This is a genomic window from Micromonospora sp. M42, assembly GCF_000568915.1.
In the GTDB taxonomy this organism is placed as follows: Bacteria; Actinomycetota; Actinomycetes; order Mycobacteriales; family Micromonosporaceae; genus Micromonospora; species Micromonospora chalcea.
The window spans coordinates 3,746,217-3,765,574 of record NZ_KK037233.1 but is presented as its reverse complement, the minus strand read 5'-3'; the positions used below and the strand labels follow the sequence as shown (position 1 = coordinate 3,765,574).

At 73.1% G+C, this 19,358-nt stretch carries 14 protein-coding genes and 1 pseudogene; 12 read left to right on the top strand and 3 right to left on the bottom strand.

Features of this window, described 5'->3' with window-relative positions; all coding sequences use genetic code 11:
* The first annotated feature begins 20 nt into the window (after positions 1–20).
* The 4 genes and pseudogenes from MCBG_RS34175 to MCBG_RS34810 all read left to right on the top strand — a co-directional run.
* Positions 21–1,526, top strand: coding sequence for a SagB/ThcOx family dehydrogenase (locus tag MCBG_RS34175; RefSeq protein ID WP_051611257.1), 1,506 nt, complete (start codon positions 21–23; stop codon positions 1,524–1,526).
* Complete coding sequence (locus MCBG_RS17130) at positions 1,523–2,332, top strand: HlyD family efflux transporter periplasmic adaptor subunit (protein WP_043327011.1); 810 nt, start codon at positions 1,523–1,525, stop codon at positions 2,330–2,332. The genes MCBG_RS34175 and MCBG_RS17130 overlap by 4 nt, the downstream gene beginning before the upstream one ends.
* Entirely contained in the window at positions 2,329–4,512 is a 2,184-nt protein-coding gene (locus MCBG_RS17125) for an NHLP family bacteriocin export ABC transporter peptidase/permease/ATPase subunit (RefSeq protein ID WP_051611255.1), read from the top strand. Before MCBG_RS17130 ends, MCBG_RS17125 begins: the two co-directional genes overlap by 4 nt.
* 24 nt (positions 4,513–4,536) lie before the next feature.
* Positions 4,537–7,275: pseudogene (locus tag MCBG_RS34810) on the top strand (ATP-binding cassette domain-containing protein); the annotation flags it as partial.
* 302 nt (positions 7,276–7,577) lie between these two features.
* On the opposite strand, the gene MCBG_RS35240 reads toward MCBG_RS34810, so the two are convergent.
* A complete protein-coding gene (locus MCBG_RS35240) occupies positions 7,578–8,246 on the bottom strand; it encodes a MerR family transcriptional regulator (protein ID WP_240925549.1) in 669 nt (222 codons plus the stop codon).
* Between the two features lie 446 nt (positions 8,247–8,692).
* On the opposite strand from MCBG_RS35240, the gene MCBG_RS17110 reads away from it, so the two are divergent.
* The 6 genes from MCBG_RS17110 (at position 8,693) to MCBG_RS17085 (ending at position 15,466) form a co-directional block, all read left to right on the top strand.
* The gene (locus tag MCBG_RS17110; protein WP_124778775.1) at positions 8,693–9,055 is read left to right on the top strand and encodes a hypothetical protein; all 363 of its coding nucleotides are present in this window, start codon (positions 8,693–8,695) and stop codon (positions 9,053–9,055) included.
* Positions 9,056–9,199: 144 nt separating this feature from the next.
* Positions 9,200–9,574, top strand: coding sequence for a hypothetical protein (locus MCBG_RS17105; protein WP_043327003.1), 375 nt, complete (start codon positions 9,200–9,202; stop codon positions 9,572–9,574).
* 30 nt (positions 9,575–9,604) lie between these two features.
* On the top strand, positions 9,605–10,771 hold the full coding sequence (locus MCBG_RS17100; protein WP_043327001.1) for a YcaO-like family protein: 1,167 nt from the start codon (positions 9,605–9,607) through the stop codon (positions 10,769–10,771).
* The gene (locus tag MCBG_RS31205) at positions 10,764–12,161 is read left to right on the top strand and encodes a TfuA-like protein (RefSeq protein ID WP_051611251.1); all 1,398 of its coding nucleotides are present in this window, start codon (positions 10,764–10,766) and stop codon (positions 12,159–12,161) included. The genes MCBG_RS17100 and MCBG_RS31205 overlap by 8 nt, the downstream gene beginning before the upstream one ends.
* Positions 12,162–12,171: 10 nt before the next feature.
* Complete coding sequence (locus tag MCBG_RS17090) at positions 12,172–14,304, top strand: B12-binding domain-containing radical SAM protein (protein WP_084789551.1); 2,133 nt, start codon at positions 12,172–12,174, stop codon at positions 14,302–14,304.
* A gap of 94 nt (positions 14,305–14,398) precedes the next feature.
* Complete coding sequence (locus tag MCBG_RS17085) at positions 14,399–15,466, top strand: DUF2855 family protein (protein ID WP_043326999.1); 1,068 nt, start codon at positions 14,399–14,401, stop codon at positions 15,464–15,466.
* A gap of 5 nt (positions 15,467–15,471) precedes the next feature.
* Here MCBG_RS17085 and MCBG_RS17080 read toward each other — a convergent pair whose 3' ends face one another.
* Positions 15,472–16,740 (bottom strand): GAF domain-containing protein, encoded by a 1,269-nt coding sequence (locus tag MCBG_RS17080; RefSeq protein ID WP_043326997.1) that lies wholly within the window; start codon positions 16,738–16,740, stop codon positions 15,472–15,474.
* Between the two features lie 153 nt (positions 16,741–16,893).
* On the opposite strand from MCBG_RS17080, the gene MCBG_RS17075 reads away from it, so the two are divergent.
* Both MCBG_RS17075 and MCBG_RS17070 read left to right on the top strand, forming a co-directional pair.
* Positions 16,894–18,279 (top strand): glycoside hydrolase family 6 protein, encoded by a 1,386-nt coding sequence (locus MCBG_RS17075; RefSeq protein ID WP_043326995.1) that lies wholly within the window; start codon positions 16,894–16,896, stop codon positions 18,277–18,279.
* A 194-nt stretch (positions 18,280–18,473) separates the two neighbouring features.
* Positions 18,474–18,671 (top strand): hypothetical protein, encoded by a 198-nt coding sequence (locus MCBG_RS17070; RefSeq protein WP_043326993.1) that lies wholly within the window; start codon positions 18,474–18,476, stop codon positions 18,669–18,671.
* A gap of 9 nt (positions 18,672–18,680) precedes the next feature.
* Here the strand turns inward: MCBG_RS17070 and MCBG_RS17065 are convergent, their stop codons facing one another.
* Complete coding sequence (locus tag MCBG_RS17065; RefSeq protein WP_043326991.1) at positions 18,681–19,334, bottom strand: NADPH-dependent F420 reductase; 654 nt, start codon at positions 19,332–19,334, stop codon at positions 18,681–18,683.
* Positions 19,335–19,358 lie beyond the last annotated feature (24 nt).

Here is a 19,358-nt window from a genome sequence, read left to right as displayed (position 1 = left end):
CGCCGGTGAACGTGGAAGGGATGGTGGGGGATGACCACAGTGGCGGACCCGACCGGTCGGCGGCGGTCGTCGTGAACGGCGCCGGCGGCGGTCCTCCGGTCCAGGAGTCGTACCGGCTGCGCCGTGACGCGGAGCTGCGGCTCGGTGAGGACGGCTCGCTGCTGCTGCGGCAGACCCGCTTCCGGCTCACCCTGGAGCGACCCGGCATGGGCCGGCGGGCGCTGCTGCTGCGCCTCGCCGCCGACTGGGTCGGCGACGTCGAGGTCGGCCGGCTGATCAGCGGCCTGGAGGGGGAGAGCCGGGTGCTGCCGGCGCAGTTGCTGCTGCGCCGGCTGCTCGCCCACTCCTGGCTGGAGCGCCGCGTCCAGGTCGACGACCGGGCGCTGCTCGACCTCGTGCCCACCGGACTGGGCCGGGGCAGCCTGCCGGAGAGCCGCCCGCACACCCCCGGGGTCCGCTACCGGCTCTCCCGCTTCGCCACCCTCCAGCACGATCGGGGGACGCTGGTGGCCGCGTCGTCGCTGAGCACCCTCACCGTCGGTTGCGCCGACGCCGCCGTCGGCGCGGTGCTGGCCGCCGCCGTGCCGGGCCTCGGACCCGACACGGTGGCCCGCATGCTCGGCGTGCCGCCGGAGGCCGCCGGGCGGGTGCTCGACGAGCTGGCCACCGCCCGGATCCTGGTCACCGACGCCGAGTACGAGGCGGAGCACGACGACACGCCGCTCGCCTACTGGTCGCCGGAGGAGCTGCGGCTGCACCACCGCTCCCGGGCCGGCCGGCACGCGCTGCCGGTGGGCGGCACCTACCGGATGCGGGAACGCTTCGCGCCGCAGCCGCTGCGCCGCCCGTACGACGGGGGCCGGGCGGTCGAGCTGCCGCTGCCCGACCTGGCGACGATCGCCAAGGCGGATCCCGCGTTCAGCCAGGTCGTCGCGGACCGGCGCAGCGTGCGCGAACACGACGACACCTCGCCGCTGCCCCTGGAGCGGCTGGCCGAGTTCCTGTACCGGTCGCAGCACACCACAGTCGTCGGCGAGGCCGGTGGACAGGAGGTGGGCCACCGGCCCTACCCGGGCGGCGGCGGCGTCTACGAGCTGGAGATCTATCCGCTTGTCGCACGCTGCGCCGGGCTCGACCCCGGGCTCTACCACTACGACGGCGTCGGGCACCGGCTGGAGCCGGTCGCCGGCTGGGGCGCGGCCGCCGACCGGCTGCTGGCGTACGCCCGGGCGGCCGGCGCCATGCCCCGGCCGCCGCAGACGGTCCTGGTGGTCACCGCCCGGGTCCAGCGGCTGATGTGGAAGTACGAAGGGATGAGCTACGCCATGATTCTCAAGGACGCGGGTGTGCTGACCCAGCAGATGTACCTCGTCGCCACCGCCATGGGGCTGGCGCCGTGCGCCCTCGGCGCCGGGGACTCCCAGGCCTTCGCCGAGCTGTCCGGGCTCGATCCGCTCGTCGAACCGAGCGTGGCCGACTTCCTGCTCGGCTCCCGCCGTCCCGCCGACACGGGGGCCCGGCCGTGAAGTTCCGGCGGCAGGCGCTGCGTCAGCTGGAGGCGCCCGAGCAGCTCGACCGCGCGGTCCGGCTGACCACGGTGCCGAACTGGCTGGCCACCATGGCGCTGGTCATCGTCGTGGTGGCCGCCGGGGTCTGGTCGGTGCGCACCGTGGTGCCCCGGACCGTCGAGGCCGCCGGGGTGCTGATCCACTCCAACGGGATCTCCGCCCTCGATGCGCTCGACAGCGGCCAGGTCACCAAGGTGTGGGCGTCGCCGCACCAGCGGGTCACGAAGGGCACGCCCCTCTACAGCCTGCGCACCATGGACGGCAAGGTGCGGGTGGAGAACGCGCCGGGTGACGCGTACGTCGTGGCCTGGCTGGTCTCGGAGGGCGAGATCGTCACCCCCGGCACGCACCTGGCCGACCTGGAACGGCTCGACACCGCCGGGGACGCGTTGCAGGCCGTCGTCTACGCTCCCGCCGTCGCCGCGCCCCTGCTGCAACCGGGCGTACCCGTCGAGGTGGCCGCCGCGGCGGCGCCCCGCAACGTGTTCGGCACCCTGGCCGGCCGGGTGACCACCATCGGCGCCTTCCCGGAGACCGAGGCCTCGCTGCGCGCCTTCCTGGGCACCGGGCCGGACGTCCGGCGGCTGCTCGCCCGGGGCAGCGTGGTCCGGGTGACAGTCACCCTGGAGCCCGACCCGGCGGCCCCGGGTGGCCTGCGCTGGACCAAGTCCCCGCCGCCGTTCCAGCTCAACTCGGCCAGCGAGGTCACCGCCTGGTTCACAGTGGACCAGGAACACCCGATCGACTGGTTGCTGGGACGATGAGCGCGCCCCCGACCGCCGCCACCGGAACGCCGGAGCCTCCCCGCATCCGGCGTCGACGGGTCCGTACGCCCACCCTGATCCAGATGGAGGCGGTGGAGTGCGGCGCCGCCGCGCTCGGCATCCTGCTCGCCCACCACGGCCGGCACGTACCCCTGGAGGAGCTGCGCCGGGTGTGCGGGGTGAGCCGGGACGGCTCCACAGCGGCCACTGTGCTCCGGGGCGCCCGCCGGTACGGGATGGTGGCGAAGGGCTTCCAGATGGACCTGGCCGGCCTGGCCACGGTGGCGCTGCCGGCGGTGCTGTTCTGGCGGTTCGAGCACTTCGTGGTGCTGGAGGGGCTCGGCCGCAAGGTCTTCATAAACGATCCGGCCACCGGCCCCCGCGCGGTGAGCTGGGAGGAGTTCGACGGCGCCTTCACCGGCATCGCGCTCACCATGGAGCCCGGCCCGGAGTTCCGGCCGGGCGGCACCCGCTACCGGCTGGTGCGGGCGCTGGCCGAACGGTGGCGCGGCCCGGGCTCGGCGATCGCGCAGATGCTGCTGCTCGGCCTGCTGATCGCCGTGGTCGGCTTGACCATCCCGGTGATGGCGAAGGTCTTCGTCGACCGGGTGCTGCTCCAGGAGGACCGGGCCGCGTTCGCCGGCCTGGTGGCGGCGGTGGCGGTGGCCACCGTGCTGACCTTCCTGGCCGGCCTGCTCCAGCAACGCCTGACCGTGCGCGCGGAGACGGCGCTCGCCCTGAGCAGCGCGGCCCGGTTCTTCCGACATCTGCTGCGGCTGCCGCCGGCCTTCTTCGACCAGCGGCAGGCCGCCGACCTCAGCCAGCGGGTCCGGGGCAACGAGGTGGTCGCCGAGGTGCTCACCCGCCGCGCGGCCACCACGGTGGTGGACACCGGCCTGGTGCTGGCGTACGGGGCGCTGCTCTGCCAGTACGACCTGCTGCTCGGACTGTGCGCGGCGGTCCTCGCCGGGCTGAACGTGAGCGTGCTGCGTTACGTCGCCTCGACCCGGTCGACAGCCGTCGCCGGGCTCCAGGCGGACCGCAGCAAGCTGGTGACCACCGTCTACACCACGGTCCAGATGATCGAGACGGTGAAGGCCGGTGGCGAGGAGGAACGCGCCGTGGCCCGGTTCGCGGCGCGCCACGCCACAGTCGCCACCCGCCAGCAGCGGCTGGGGGTGCCCACCGCTGTGCTCTCCGTCCTGCCCGCGTTCCTCGCCTCCGGGACCACCGCCGTGCTGCTGGGGCTGGGCAGCCGGCAGGTGGTGGCGGAGGCGATGAGCGTCGGCGTGCTGGTCGGCATGCAGAGCCTGGCCGCCGCGATGAACCGGCCGTTGGGCAACCTGACCGCGCTGGGCTCGCGGCTGCAGGACATGAGCGCCGACCTCAACCGGCTGCGGGACGTGGAGCGGTACCCGCTGCCGTCGGCCGGGGACCGGCCCGCCGGGCCGTTGGCGCCGATGGAGGGGCACCTGCGCATCGAGGACGTCACCTTCGGCTACAACCCGCTGGGCCGGCCGCTGCTGGAGAACTTCAGCCTGGACCTGCCGCCGGGTGCCCGGGTGGCGCTCGTCGGGCGGTCGGGCAGCGGCAAGTCGACAGTGGGCCGGCTGGTGGCCGGGCTCTACCGCCCGTGGACCGGGCGGGTCACCGTGGACGGCCTCGAACGGCCGGGGACCGACGACGGACTCTGGGCGGCCACGGTGGCCATGGTGGACCAGGACCAGCGGCTGTTCGAGGGCACGGTGCGCGACAACGTCACCATGTGGGACCTCACAGTCGCGGACGAGGACGTCGTCACCGCGCTGACCGACGCCTGCCTCTACGACGAGGTGGCGGCCCGGCCGGGCGGCCTGGCCAGCCCGGTACGGGAGAACGCCCGCAACTTCTCCGGCGGGCAGCGGCAGCGGCTCGAGATCGCCCGCGCGCTCGTCCGCAATCCCCGGGTTCTCGTGCTCGACGAGGCGACCAGCGCGCTGGACGCCGAGACCGAACGCCAGATCGACAGGCACCTGCGGCGGCGGGGGGCGACCTGCCTGATCGTGGCCCACCGCCTGTCCACGGTCCGCGACTGCGACCTGATCGTCGTGCTGGACGGCGGCCGGGAGGTGGAGCGCGGCACCCACGAGCAACTGGTCGCCCGCGACGGCGCGTACGCACGCCTGGTCCGGGACCACTGACCACGACGACCCGAGGAGACGCTGATGAGCGGCGCGGTGGAGAATCCCTCGCCCGGCAATCTGATCGGCTTCTGCGCCGACGGCGTACGCCAGGTCTGCCGGCTCGACGACACGGTGGCGGGCTGGCTGGTGACCGGCGGCGAGGCCGACCTGTTCGCGGTGCGCCGGGCCGGGACGAACCCGTCGCGCCGGCACCACGTGGCCCGGCTGCCGGCGGGTGGCCTGGTGCCGACGTCCACCGCGATCGGTGTGTGGCAGCTGATCCTGGTGCCGCTGCCCGGCACGGACCTGCGCGGGCTGTCCCGGCCCCACCTGTCGCTGCTGGAGCGGCAGGTACGGCCCGGCCTCCCGGCGGACGAGGAGGTGTCGCCGCGGGCGCGGCGCGCCGCGGCGGAGCTGGTCGCGGCGGTGGACCTGGTGCTGGTGGCCGTCGCCGACGCGCTGCGCCGCGGGCAGGCGCCCCGGGAGGCGTCCACCCTGAGCGGGCGCGAGATCGTGTCGCTGGCGCAGGGGAGCGCCCTCGTCTCCACCGGCGGTGCCTGGTGGCTGCGCAGCGCCGGCGGGCAGTTGCGCCGCAACGACGGCGGTCCGGCGGAGATGTCGGGGGAGCGGGAGCTGTTGCTGGTCGCCGAGCGGGACTGGGTGGTGGCCGAGTCGCCGTGCGCGGTGGAGAGCCACGGCAGCTGGGACCTGCTGGTCAGCGGTCAGCTCCGGTCGGCGGTCGACCAGCACGTGGTGCGGCTGCTGCGGATGGTGGAGACCCGCGTCGAGGAGGCCGACGCGGCCCTGCTGAGCGGCGTGGAGCGGCGCCGGCAGATCGACGCCGAGGTGCTCGCCGCGGCGGCCCGCCGGTCGCTCGGGGTGATCGGCGCGGGCGGTTCGCTCCCGGTTCCGGACACCGAGGCCGGCTTCGACAGGTACGGGCGGGCGGCCTCGGTGGTCCGGGTGGTCACCGAGGGGATGGGCAGCCCGGTCAACGAGCCGGCCGACCGTAGCGGCGCGCCACTTGACGACCGGGTGGCGGTGCGTGCGGTGTCCCGGGCGTCCAGCCTGTTCCTGCGCGAGGTGCGGCTTCCGGACCGGTGGTGGCGGCGGGACCTGGGGCCGCTCGTGGGGTGGCGGACCGGCGACGACCCGTCCCGGGCCGTCGCGGTGCCGCTGGTGTTCCGCCGGGGCCGCTACCACCACGTCGACCCGGAGACCCGGGCGTACGGGCCCCTCGACGCGACGGTCGCCGCGACGTTCGCCGCCGAGGCGACCCAGGTGCAGGCGCCGCTGCCGCAGGCCGCCCGGATGCGCCACCTGCTGCGGGCCGGGCTCGTCGGTGCGGCCCGCGACCTGCGCGGGCTGCTCGTCGCCGCCGCCTGCGTGGCGCTGCTGGGCCTGGGCGTGCCGCTGGCCACCGGCGAGGTACTGGGCCAGTTGGCCCGGCAGGGCGAGGTGGACGGCCTGTTCGGTTTCCTCGCGCTGATGCTCAGCGCCGCTGTGGTCGCGGGACTGGTCGGCGTGGTGCAGAACCTGCGGTTGCTGCGGTTGGAGGGCCGGTTGCAGTCCGGCGCGCACCTGGCGCTCTGGGACCGGCTCATGCGGCTGCCCGCCCGGTTCTTCACCGGTCGCAGCAGTGGTGAGATCGCCAACTCGATGTTGGGGATCTCGTTCGTCGGCGAGGCGCTGAGCGCGCTGCTGCCGCAGCTCGTCTCCGCGGCCGCGACCGTCGCGGTGACCCTCGGCCTGCTCCTGGTGGTCGAGCCCGTGCTCGGGCTGTGGGGGGCGGGGATCGTCGCCGTCACCATGCTGGCCTTCGGCGCGTTCGCCGTCCTGATCGTCCGCCGGCAACGGATCGCGCTTCCGGCCGAGCACCGGGCGGCGGCGATGACCAACCAGTTGCTCGGGGGAATCGTCAAGATCAAGGTGGCGGCCGCCGAGGCCCGGGCGCACGCCCGCTGGTCGGAGGTGGCCGCGGTGGCCCGGGCGGCGCTGCAACGGGTCCGGCAGAGCCAGGCGGGCCTGGTCGCGTTCGCCACGGTGCTCCCGGTCGCCGGTCAACTGGTCCTGTTCGCCGTGCTGATGGGACCGCTCGCCGGCCGGGTCACGCCGGCCGACTTCTTCGTCCTCAACGTCAGCTTCGCGATGCTGCTCGGCGCGCTGCTCGTGCTGGTGTCGGCCGGGGTCGAAGTGATCGCGGCGGTGCCCCGCCTGGGCGGCCTGCGGGACATCCTGCGCGCCGACCCCGAGGCCCGGCCGGACCGGGTGGACCCGGGCGAGCTGCGCGGTGAGGTCGCACTGCACCGGGTCACCTTCGCCTACCAGCCGGACGAGCCGCCGGTGCTCGTCGACATCGACCTGCACGTGCGCCCGGGTGAGTTCGTCGCCATCGTCGGGCCGAGCGGCTGCGGGAAGTCCACACTGCTCCGGTTGCTGCTCGGTTTCGAACGCCAGCAGCAGGGCGCGGTGCTCTACGACGGCCAGGACCTCGCCGAACTCGACGTGCACGCGGTCCGCCGGCAGTGCGGGGTGGTCCTGCAGGACGGCCAGCTCTTCGCCGGCTCGGTGCGGGACAACATCTGCGGCGCCGGCAGCTTCCCGCTGGACCAGGTCTGGGAGGCGGCGCGGATGGCCGGCCTCGCCGACGACCTGGAGGCGCTGCCGATGGGGATGAGCACCATGGTGCCGTTCGGCGGCGGGACGCTCTCCGTCGGGCAGCGTCAGCGGGTGCTGATCGCCCGCGCGCTGGCTCCCCGGCCCCGGATCATCTTCCTCGACGAGGCGACGAGCGCGCTGGACAACCGGACCCAGGAGGTGGTCACCAGGAGCACCGCGGACCTGGCCGCGACCCGGCTGGTGATCGCCCACCGGCTGTCCACGGTCCGCGCGGCGGACACCAAAAAAAGAGCTCGAAGCGGGGCGGATCGTCCAGCGGGGCACCTACGACGAGTTGATGGACCAGCCCGACGGGCTGTTCCACCGGCTGGCGCGACGGCAACTCGTGGACCAGCCGGAACGGTCCGACGCCGTGGTGGAGAGCCGGCAGCCGGACGGGCAGCCCGCGACGGGCTGAGGGCCGGTCAGCCGTTGTCGATGACCGCGCCGTCCTCCACGCACACGTCCGTGCCGAGGTGGTTCTCCAGCAGTTCCGCGACGTGCGCCTCGGCCTGGTTCTCCACGGCCAGCCGGAACGCCTCGGTGAGCACGCCGACCACGCCCTGGGTCAACAGCAGGGTCTCCCGGTCGAGGTCGGCCCAGGACGATCGGTTGCCGCTGCGCACCAGCTCCGGCGCGAGGGCCAGCAGCCGGGCGGTGACGGCGGCGACCAGATCGTCGGCGACCGGCCGGAGGCTGTCCAGCACCTCGCTGAGGGTCTGCAACGCCGGCACCGTGCCCACCCGTACCCGATGCAGGTCCAGGGCGGCGCGCAGCGGACGTGGCCGGGAGGTGCGGACGGTGCCGTCGTCGGCTCGTCCGATCACGCCGTGCCGGGTCAGTGCATGGGCCAGCGCGGGACGGTCGGCGGCCAGGCGCTGCAGCATCGCGGTCAGCCCGTCCGGCGCCTCGTCACCGGCCCGGACCCCGAGCATGGCCTCGATGGAGACCAGGTTGAAGCCTTGCCGCTGCAGGGCGAGGATCGCGTCCAGCCGGCGGACGTGGGAGTCGTCGTAGAGCGCGGCCCGGCCGTGCCGAACCGGTGGGGGCAGCAGCCGCCGGGCCTGGTGGGCGCGGATGTTGCGCGGCGACATGCCGACCTTGCGGGCGAGTTCGTCCACGCTGTACCCGGCCGGGCCGCCGGGTGTCGTCGTCACCTCGTCGATGGTCACGGTGGCCTCCGGCAGCACTCGGTGACGGAACACGGCAGCCGCCGGACCGCTGTCACGGTGGGCGATCCGACGATCGCAGCGTAGGTGCGGGCGCCGCGCGGGTGACAGGCGAGGAATTACTACTTGTTCACACTGATGACAATCATTAGAATCGCCAATCCGCGTCACGCCGTTGATTTCCATTACCCGGCTTTCGCCGCGGCGCGGACCTGTCGCGGCCGCATTCGATGAAATTCCCACTCGTCGGGCGGGCCGGAACGGCCGGTGGCCCACGATGAATCGGGAACCGGCGGCCCGGACCCTCCCGCGCTGCCTGTCGCCGCCCCCGGTGTCGTCGTGGGTGGCTGACCGTCGAAGGGAGCAGGGGTGTGACAAATGTCGATCGAGCGGTCTTCGTGGCCGCGTACAGCCGGCTGGTCGCCGACGTCTGGGCCGACCCGGCCAAGGAGCAGGCGCTCGACCGGGACCCGCGGGGGTTCCTCGCCGGCTATGGCCTTCACCTGCCCGAAGAGGTGCAGGTCCGGGTGGTCCGGGACGTCGCCGACGCCGATCCGGACCTCGAGGTGCAGGTCAAGTCGTGGGAGCTGGCGGAGTCCAGCGGCGCCTTCGTGCTCTTCGTGCCCTCGCTGCTGCCGGTGGCCGAGGCGGAGCTGGCCGAGGACGAGCTGGACAGCGTCGTCGCCGGCCTGGACTCCAGCTGCGCGTGCTGCTGCCCGTGCTGCTGCACCTGACACCGATGTCTGCCGCCCGCCGGCCGGCACGGCAGATTCTGATGGCAGTCAGCGGAAATCCTTGATTGCCGAACCTCGATCTTCCTAGCGTTCTCGCCACAGCAATTAACCGCCCGGCCCGCAGCCCCAGGAAAGGACCGAACGATGAGCAACGACGAGCAGGAATACGGCGCGAGATTCGTGACCAAGTACTCGGAACTGGTCACCGCGGTGTGGCGCAGCGACGAGGAACTGCAGCGGCTCCTCGCCGACCCGACCGGCTACGCGACGGCGGCCGGCCTGCCGGTCGCCCCCGGCGCCACCGTCGAGGTCGACCGCGCCCAGCCCGCCACGCTCTACACCAAGGAGCAGATCGTCGCCGACTGGTCCGGTACGCCCGGCCGGCACGTGCTGCACGTGCCCGAGGTGCCGCTGGTCGACCTCAACGAGCTGACCGAGGCCGAGCTGGAGACCGTCGCCGGTGGCGTGGCGCCGGCGGCCGACAACAACGTCAACATCATCGCCGTCCTCATCGTCTGAGTTCCCCTCCGCACCCCGCCGGGAGCCTCGATGACTGACACGACCGAGACCATCGCGTTCCGATCCGGCACCTACCGGACGGCCACTGTGGAGCAGACCTGGGCACGGGTCGGCGGCATGCTCGACCGGTTCCGGATCACCCGGGTCGCCGACATCACCCGGCTCGACGAGATCGGCCTACCGGTGCACGTCGCCTACCGGCCGGTCGGAGCCACCATGGCGGTGAGCGTCGGCACCGGCGCCACGGCGACGCAGTCCCGGGTCAGCGCGGTGATGGAGAGCATCGAGTCCTGGCATGCCGAGAACCTCCGGCCGGGGACCGCCGTCCGGTCCCCGGCCGAGGCGCTCGACCTGCCGTACGACGTCCGGTGGCTGCACCTGGCGGAGCGGTCGCCCCTGACCCCCGCCGTCGAACTCGACTGGGTGGCCGGCCGTGGGCTGGTGACCGGAGCGCCCTGCCTGGTGCCGCGCGCCACGATCGAACTCGACTTCACCGTCCGGCGGGGCTGGGACCGCGCCCTGTTCACCCCCAGCAGCAACGGGCTGGCCACCGGCAACACCTTCGCCGAGGCCAGCCTGCACGCCCTGCTGGAGGTCGTCGAGCGCGACTGCATCGCCCCGTACTGCACCTCGCCGCTGGCCGAGCGCACCTACACCGACCCGGGCACCGCCACGAACGCGATGACCCGCACCGTGCACGAGGCGCTGGTGCGGGCCGGCTGCTGGGTGGAGGTCTGCGACATCACGAACGCGGTCGGCGTGCCCTGCTACGCCGCCTCGATCTGGTCCCCCGACCTGCCGGTCACCTTCGGCGGCTTCGGCTGCCACGTGGATCCGGAGATCGCTGTCGGCCGGGCCATGTCGGAGGCGGCACAGTCGCGGCTGGTCATGGTCTCCGGGGCCCGGGACGACATCGACGCCACCGCGTACCACGACGTCGGCGCGCCGCCGGTGCCGCCACCCACCGTCGACCGGCCGGTCCGGCCGGTCCGCCGCGACCCCCCGCCCGCCGGGGACGTGACCCAGGTGCTGCGCGAGCTCGCGTCGCGGGTGCAGCGGATCACCGGCGTCGAGCCGTTCAGCGTCGACCTGACGCACGACGACATCGGCATCCCGGTGAGCAAGGTTTTCGCCCCCGGCCTGCGGATGTTCGACGAGCGGGCCCTGAGCACCCGACCAGGAGTGCCCCGTGACTGACGTCGTCTTCATCGGTCCGAGCCTGCCGGCCGACGAGGTCGGCCGGCTGCTGCCCGACGCGGTGGTGCTGCCGCCCGTCGCGCACGGCGACCTGCTCCGCCTGGACGTCGGCCCCGGCGACCGGGTCCTCGTCGTCGACGGGTTCTTCCTGCAACACCCGCCCGTACGCCACCGGGAGATCCTCGACCTGCTCGACCGCGGGGTGACAGTGGCCGGCGCGGCCAGCATGGGTGCGCTGCGCGCCGCCGAGCTGTGGCCATTCGGCATGCGTGGCGTGGGCGAGGTGTTCCAGCTCTACCGCGACGGTGTCGTCACCGGCGACGACGAGGTGGCGGTGGTGCACGGGCCCGCCGAGGAGGGCCACCGCACGTTGAGCGAGCCGCTCGTGAACATCCGGGTCGAGCTGCGTCGCGCCGTCGCCGCCGGGGTGCTCGGCCAGGCCGAGGCCACGCTGTTGCTGGACGTCGCCCGGGACCTGCCGTTCCGACGGCGGTCGTACCGCGCGCTGGAGCGCACCGCGCCACCCGGGGCCGCGGCCGTGGTGGACCGGTTCCTGACCTGGCGCCGGCACGACCCCTGGGACGCCAAGGGCGCCGATGCGCGGCTGCTGCTGTCGATGGCGGCGGCAGACGCGCCGGAGCTGTGCCCGGCGCACGCCGGCGACCAGCCGATCGACAACCTCCACACCCGCTTCCTCGACAGCTGGCGGTCGCGGTTCGCCGGGAAGCAGGTCGGTGGGCACTGGGTCAGCGACCGGGACGCCGCGGCGGTGCTGATGCTGCTGCACCCCGAGGCGCCGGCCTGGCACCGGCGTGGGGTGCTGGCCGGGCTGGCCGAGGTCGACATCGCCGACCCGGCGGTCGAGGAACGCGCCCACCAGGCGGCGTGCGAGCGCGGCCTGACCGGCACGGCGCCGGGTGGGTGGGACTGGCTCACCGACCGGGAACGGGGCATCGGCGACCGCGAGGCGGTGCTGCGGGTGCTGGTGCGGGCGTTCGGCACCACGCCGTACCGCAGCCTGGCGCTGTGGATGGTCGCGGCGCCGCTGCGTACCCCCGCGTTGCTCGCGGCGGCGCGGCAGGTCGCGGCGACCGCGGCGTCGCTGAACGAGACGCTCGTCCCGCGTACGACGGGACACCGCCGCCCGGGCGGCCGGCTCCACTTCCGCACCGAGGTGGTCGACGAGTGCTTCGCGCGGTTGTGGGGCTGCGACGCCGACGGGCTGGAGTCGGCGGCGTGGGACCGGGGCTTCGACGGCCTGGCGTCGTTCCGGTTCGCCGCCGAGCCGCTCGTGGCGTACGTCAAGGCGTTCGGCGCCCCGCGACTGCCGGCGGTGGCGCAGGGCGCGCAGGAGGACATTCCGGCCGGTTGCACGGCCCGGGTCGGCTGAGGAGGCGTCGATGAGCGGAACGGTGAAGGCGGCACTAATCTACCCCCCGCTGACCGACCCCACCTCGGGGTACCACTCCCTGAACTACCTCGACTCGTACGCCCGGGCACAGGGGCACCGGCCGGCGGAGATCATCGACGCCAACATCGAGGCGTTCCACCACTCGTACACGCCGTCGGCGTACGAGTGGCTGCGACGGGAGCTGTCCCGGTCCTCGACCGACGACCTCAGCGGCCCGGACGCGCTGATGGCCCGGGCGAACCACCTCGGCCTGCCCGACCCCGATCCGGAGCGGCTGCGCCGGTCGATCGGGGTGTTGCAGGATCCGAACCTGTTCTACGACTACCGGCACTACCAGGACGCGGTCGAAGGCGTGATCTCCTGGATGGACGCGCTCGGCGCGGTCGGGTTCCCCGGGCAGTTCCGCGCCGGCTTCCGGCTGCAGCCACCGCCGATGATCTCGATCGGCTCGGTGGCCGCGCTCACCGACGAGGCGCTGCTCGGCCGGCTCAACAAGCCCTTCCAGCCGTACTACGAGGACGTGCTGATCCCGCGGCTGGCCGCCGGTGGCCACCAGGTGATCGGGATCAGCGCCACCTATCAGTGGCAGCTTCCGTTCGCGCTCTGGATCGCCCGGCTCGTCCGCCGGGCCTGCCCGGGCGTCTTCCTCGTCGCGGGCGGCACGGAGATCTCCGACGTCTGGAAGTGCGCCAGCAGACCCGAGTACGTCTTCCAGGTGCTCGCCGACTTCGACGCGATCGTGGTCGGGGAGGGGGAGAGCGCGTACACGGAGATCCTGGACGCGGTGGCGACCGGCACCCTGCCGGCCGGGCACCCCAACGTCCGCCTGCACCCGAAGTACGGCCGCCAGCGCCAGCTGCCCCTGCGCTACGAGCGTCTGGCGCAGGTGCCGGTCCCGGACTTCTCCGGTCTGCCCTGGGACCTCTACCTCAGCCCGGAACGGTTCGTCTACTACTCGCCGACCCGCGGCTGCTACTGGAACAAGTGCACGTTCTGCGACTACGGCCTGAACACCGACGGCCCGACGAGCCCGTGGCGGCAGGACACGGTCGGCAAGATGATCACGGACGTCACCGAGCTGTCGAAGTTCGCCAAGTTCATCTACTTCTCCGTGGACGTGCTCGCTCCCGCGACCATCCTGCGCTTCGCCGAGCAGGTCGTGGAGCGCGGGCTCGACTTCCGCTGGGGCGCCGAGATCCGGCTGGAGAAGTACTGGTCGGACGAGCGCTGCGAGCTGCTGCGGCGCAGCGGATGCGTGGCCGTGTCGGTCGGTTTCGAGTCCGGCAACCAGCGCATCCTCGACCTGATCGACAAGGGCACCAGACCGGAGCAGGTACGGCGCACCATGACCGCGATGACGAAGGCCAACATCGGCGTGCAGATGATGGGCTTCACCGGCTTTCCCACCGAGACCCGCGAGGAGGCGCTGGACAGCATCGCGTTCCTGCGCGACAACCCCGACCTGTGGACCCTCGGCGGGCTCGGCGACTTCATGCTGACCCCGGGCGCCATCGTCGCCAAGGAGCCGGAGCGGTTCGGCATCACGAACGTGCGGCCGGTGGAGGGTTCGGACATCGTCCGGATGCTCCGGTACGACGAACCGGTGACCGAGGCGGCGCAGGCCGAGGTCGCCCGGGCCAAGGCCGACCTCAACCCGGGACACTTCCACCGTCCCTGGCTGGGCAGCACCGACACCCCGCACACGTTCTTCTACCACGACCGGTACGGCACCGCGGTACGTGGTGTGCTCGCCCACGACCGGGTGCGGCACGACACCGACGACCGGACCGAGTTCCTCGCCAACGGCGCGTTCGTGGACCGCGACGACGAGCAGGTCTGGGACGCGTACCGGCGGATCCGGTCCGACGAGCAGGAGGGCGTCCCCGGCGACCTGCCGGCGAACCGGCACCTGTTCCGCCGCACCGACGGCCAGGTGTTCGCGCTCAACCGCAGCAGCCGTCTGTTCCTGGACCTGTTCAGCACGCCGCTCACGCTCGCCGAGGCGCAGCGTCGGCTCTGGATCGTCGAACCGGCGGTCGCCGACCGGGTCTGGCGCACGTTCATCGGGCAGCGGCTGATCCGCCGGCACCAGCTCCCGGCCCCGGCCCGGCCGACGCGGTGACCCGAGCGCCGGTCGGGCCGGCGCACCCCGCCGAGTGGGATTTTGCACTCCCAGTGCACTTGTCTCCGGTTTCGCTGCTGCCTAGCGTCAGGCCATGGCTGACTCGTGGACGTTCGCTGTGGCCCGTGACGACCTCTCCCGCACCGCGCTCGCCGACGGCGCGGCGCCCGCCCTCGCCGACGGGGAGGTGCTGCTGCGCGTGGACCGGGTCGGCCTGACCGCCAACAACGTGACGTACGCGGTGCTCGGCGAGGCGATGCGCTACTGGGAGTTCTTCCCGCCCGAGCCGCGCGGGCTCGACCGGCGGTGGGGACTGCCGCCGCTGTGGGGCTTCGCCGAGGTGGTTGCATCCACAGTGTCAGGAGTTGAGCCGGGCGTGCGGGTCTACGGCTACCTGCCGCCCGCCGGCCACCTCGTGGTACGCCCGGAGCGGGTGGACGGGACCGGCTTCCGGGACGCCAGCCCGCACCGGGCCGGGCTGCCCTCGCCGTACAACTCCTACCGGTCGACCACCGGCGACCCCGCGTACCGGGCGGAGCAGGAGGACCTGCTGATCCTGTTCCGGCCGCTGTTCTTCACCTCGTTCATGCTCGCCGACCAGGTCGTCGACAACGACTGGTACGGCGCGGAATCGCTGGTGCTGTCGTCGGCGTCGAGCAAGACGGCGTACGCCGCCGCGTTCGAGCTGCACGGCCGCGGCCATCGCCTGATCGGGCTCACCTCACCCGGCAACCTCGCCTTCACCAGGTCGCTCGGCTGCTACGACGATGTCCTCGCGTACGACGACATCGCGGCGCTCGACGTTGTGCCGACGGTCTACCTCGACCTGTCCGGCGCGCCCGCGCACCGGGCCGCCCTGCGGGCCCACCTCGGCGACCGGCTCGTCCGGGACATCGCCGTCGGCCTGACCCGGCAGACGCCGAACGCCGACGCCGCCGAGGAGGTCTTCTTCGCGCCGGTGCAGATGCGCAAGCGCAGCCGGGACTGGGGCCGCGACGGCCTCGACGCCCGGTTCGCCGACGCCTGGCAGCGGTTCTCGCAGGTGGTGAGCGGATGGCTCGACGTGCGGGCCGGCGCCGGTCCGGAGGCGCTGCGGGACGCCTGGCTCGACGTCCTCGCCGGCCGTACGCCGCCCCGGGTGGGCCACGTCGTGCAGCTCTGAGAGCGTCAGCGGTCGAGGTAGGCGGACAGGCCGCCGAGCTCCTCGTTGGCGATGAAGACCGAACGGACGTTGATGACGGCTTCCTCGACGTGCACCGGGCAGCCCCACGCCGAGTCGCCCCACGAGTCGGCGACCTTGATCTCGGCGGGCGCGGCGCAGCCGTCGCTGCCGCCGAGCTGACACCGCTCGGGGCGGGGAGTGGCGGCCTGCGCGGCGGCGGCGGCGCGCAGCCGGGCGGTGAGTTCCGCCGCCGCGGCGGCGCGCTGTTCCGCCTCGGCCCGTAGCTCCCGCTCCGCCCGCACCACCCGGGCCAGCTCGTCGTGGGCGGCTCGCGCGCGGGCGTCCGCTTCGGACTTCGCCTGTTCGATGTGGTGACGTTCGATGGCCAGGGCGGCGGTGCCGGTGAAGACCCGGGCGAGGGCCAGATCGGTGTCCCGCGGGACGCGCGGGGTGCGGTGGTACATGGCGAACGTGCCGAGCAGGCTGCCGTCGCGGGCCAGGATCGGCGTGGACCAGCAGGCGGCGAGTCCGGCCCGCTCGGCCAGATCGCGGAAGTCGGCCCAGAACGGGTCGGTGGCGATGTCGGTGACGACGACCGGCTCCCGCCGGTGCGCGGCGGTGCCGCACGATCCGACGCCCTCACCGGTGGCGATCCCGTCGATGGCCTCGTTGTAGAAGTCGGGCAGGCTGGGCGCGGCGCCGTGGCGCAGGTGCCGGCCGTCGGCGTCGGCGAGCAGGACGGAGACGAGCACCTCCTGCGGCGCGAGGTTCTCGATGCAGCGGGCCATCCCGTCGAGCACCTCGGTCAGGGGCGCCTGCCGGGCGATCTGCTCCAGCATGGCGCGGTGCTCGGCCATCAGCCGTTGCGCGTGCTTGACCTGCGTGGTCTCCACCCCGATCACGCGGATCCCGGTCACCGTGCCGGCGGGGTCGCGGCGCGCCTCGTAGGTGAAGTCGAAGAACGCCTCCCGCGCTTGCGAGCCGGTGCCCAGCATGATCCGGGCGTCGTGACCGGTGTAGGACTCGCCCGTCCGGTAGACCTCGTCCAGCAGGGCGATGAAGCCCTGGCCGTCCAGTTCCGGCATCAACTCGGCGAGCGGAACTCCGGTACGTGCGCGTTCCTCACCGATGGCGGCGAAGAATGCCGGGTTCGCCGCCTCCACCACGTGCGTCGGCCCGGCGAGCGCCGCGAAGACGGCGATGGACTTGCCGAACAGCGTCCGCAGATCCTCGTCCGCCGGCCTGGGCAGGTCCTGGCCTGATAGCGCCGTCATGCCTGGTCTTCCTCCCGCCGCTTCGTCGACCGTCGCAAGATTACGGGTCAGTGACCGACGTTCACATCTTGGCATCGACGTCCGCCTCCGTTACCGTCGTGGGAACGCTCCCACGAACTTAGATACGTCGATGTGATCAGGAGGAAACACGTCGTGGCTATCCTCTCCGCCCGCCGCAGGTCAGCGGCCATCAGCGTGGCGGCCGTAGCGGGTCTCGCCGCCGCCGGCGTCGGCCTCGCCGTCGGCGGCGCGTCCGCCGGCACCGTGTCCGGATCGCTCTACCGCGACCCGTCCTCGGCAGTCGTCCGCTGGGTCGCCGCCAACCCGGGCGACTCCCGCGCCGCCGTCATCCGCGACAAGATCGCCAGCCAGCCGCAGGCCCGCTGGTACGCCAACTTCAACCCGTCGACCATCCAGTCCGAGGTCTCCGCGTTCATCGGCGCCGCCAACTCGGCGCAGCAGATCCCGGTGCTGTCGGTGTACGAGATCACCAACCGCGACTGCGGCGGCGCCAGCGCCGGTGGCGCGCCGGACCTCAACCAGTACCAGACCTGGGTGTCCAACTTCGCCCGCGGGCTCGGCAACCAGACGGTCCTGATCATCCTGGAGACCGACTCGCTGGCCCTGCAGACCTGCCTGAGCACCAGCGAGCTGAACGCCCGCAACCAGGCGCTCACCACGGCGACCCAGACCATCAAGTCGGGCAACCCCAACGCCAAGGTGTACCTCGACGGCGGCCACTCCACCTGGAACAGCGCGAACGACACGGCCAACCGGCTCCGCGCGGCCGGCGTGCAGTACGCCGACGGCTTCTTCACCAACGTGTCGAACTTCAACCCCACGTCCAGCGAGGCGAACTTCGGCCGGGCCGTCATCTCCGCCCTCAACGGCATGGGCATCTCCGGCAAGCGGCAGGTCATCGACACCAGCCGCAACGGCGGAGCGGCCGGGGACTGGTGCGCCGACGACAACACCGACCGGCGCATCGGGCAGTACCCCACGACGAACACCGGCGACGCCAACATCGATGCGTACCTCTGGGTGAAGCCGCCGGGTGAGGCGGACGGCTGCCGCTACACGGCCGGTTCGTTCCAGCCGGACCTGGCCTTCAGCCTGGCCAACGGCGCGCCCAACCCGCCCACCACCACGCCGCCGACGACCAACCCGCCGACCACTGCTCCGCCCACCACCGCGCCGCCGACGACCGCGCCGCCGACCACGGCGCCCCCGACCACGCCGCCGCCGGCCGGTAACGGCTGCTCCGCCTCGGTCGCGATCAACCAGTGGAACGGCGGCTTCACCGCGAGCGTGAACGTCACCGCCGGCTCGGCGAGCATCAACGGCTGGACCGTGACCGTCGCGCTGCCCGGCGGCGCGGCGATCACCGGCACCTGGAACGCCCAGGCCAGCGGCACCAGCGGCACCGTCCGGTTCACGAACGTCGGCTACAACGGCCAGGTCGGCGCCGGGCAGACGACCAACTTCGGCTTCCAGGGCACCGGCACCGGTCAGGGCGCGACGGCCACCTGCGCCGCCTGACCCGCACGACACCTGCGGGCCCGGCGCGGAGGAACACTCCTCCGCGCCGGGCCCGTCCGCGTGCTCCTGGTCGACGTGGCTCGCCCAGGCGGCCGACGGGGGTTAGGCTGTCGATGCGGGGTTTCGACGGCTGATCGCCGACCCCCTGCCCTTCCCACGGTTTCCCAGCCGCGACGACTGAGTCGAGTGCTGCCGTGCAGATTCCCTTGGAGCACGACGTGCCCGACAAGACGTTCGCCCTGAATCCCTTCAGCATCGAGGGGGGCAAGGCCACCGACGAGGAGCGCAGTCCGGCCGCGGACATCAGCGCCGCCTCCATGACCCGCCTGCGCAGTCCGTTCGCCGCGGAGGAGCCCGCCCGCGAGCGAGCCGGCGAGCACGCCCGGCGCTGACGCCGAGAGTCACGCCTGCGCGTGGCGCCGCGCTCTCCTCAGGTTGAGGGCCAGCTCCTCGCGGTTCTGGTGCGCGTGCCGGATCCACGCGGGCTGACCCGGGCCGGTGCGCCACGATTCGCTCAGCGGGCTGTTGTCCACGGTGTCGAAGCCGAACTGGTCGTACAGCCGCGTCACCAGAGCAACCGCCTCCGGGAAGTTGCTGGAGACGGAGAGCGCCAGCCGGTCAGGGGCGCCCGCGGGCCGGGCGGAGGTGAGCAGGCGGGGCGCCTGGATGTGGGTGAACGCCTTGGCGACCTTCGACGTGGGGAGCTGCTCCTGACGCAGTTCGTGGACCGTCTTCTCGCCCGAGTCGAGGACCGGGATGTGCCCGTCACGCCAGACCATGTAGTTGTTCGTGTCCAGGACGATCTTGCCCGCGAGTTCCTCGGCCGGCATGTCGTTGACGACCTTCAGAGGTACGGCGACGACGGCGAAGTCGCCCGCCGCCGCGGCCTCCCTGGCGTACGCCGCCCGCGCCGACGGACCCAGCTCGGTGACGAGGCCCGCCAACGTCTCGGGCCCGCGCGAGTTGGCGATGACGACCGAGTACCCGGCCGCGATCGCCGCCCGTGCGATCTGGCTGCCGACCTCGCCCGCGCCGATGATGCCGATGGTTGTCATGGGTTCCCCTCCCGGCTGTCGGTC

Excerpts from the sequence above, each read along its gene's own strand:
- MCBG_RS34175 (WP_051611257.1), top strand. The coding sequence starts at position 21 with ATGGTGGGGGATGACCACAGTGGCGGACCCGACCGGTCGGCGGCGGTC.
- MCBG_RS17125 (WP_051611255.1), top strand. The coding sequence starts at position 2,329 with ATGAGCGCGCCCCCGACCGCCGCCACCGGAACGCCGGAGCCTCCCCGC.
- MCBG_RS35240 (WP_240925549.1), bottom strand. The coding sequence starts at position 8,246 with ATGTCGCCGCGCAACATCCGCGCCCACCAGGCCCGGCGGCTGCTGCCC.
- MCBG_RS17105 (WP_043327003.1), top strand. The coding sequence starts at position 9,200 with ATGAGCAACGACGAGCAGGAATACGGCGCGAGATTCGTGACCAAGTAC.
- MCBG_RS17100 (WP_043327001.1), top strand. The coding sequence starts at position 9,605 with ATGACTGACACGACCGAGACCATCGCGTTCCGATCCGGCACCTACCGG.
- MCBG_RS17090 (WP_084789551.1), top strand. The coding sequence starts at position 12,172 with ATGAGCGGAACGGTGAAGGCGGCACTAATCTACCCCCCGCTGACCGAC.
- MCBG_RS17085 (WP_043326999.1), top strand. The coding sequence starts at position 14,399 with ATGGCTGACTCGTGGACGTTCGCTGTGGCCCGTGACGACCTCTCCCGC.
- MCBG_RS17080 (WP_043326997.1), bottom strand. The coding sequence starts at position 16,740 with ATGACGGCGCTATCAGGCCAGGACCTGCCCAGGCCGGCGGACGAGGAT.
- MCBG_RS17065 (WP_043326991.1), bottom strand. The coding sequence starts at position 19,334 with ATGACAACCATCGGCATCATCGGCGCGGGCGAGGTCGGCAGCCAGATC.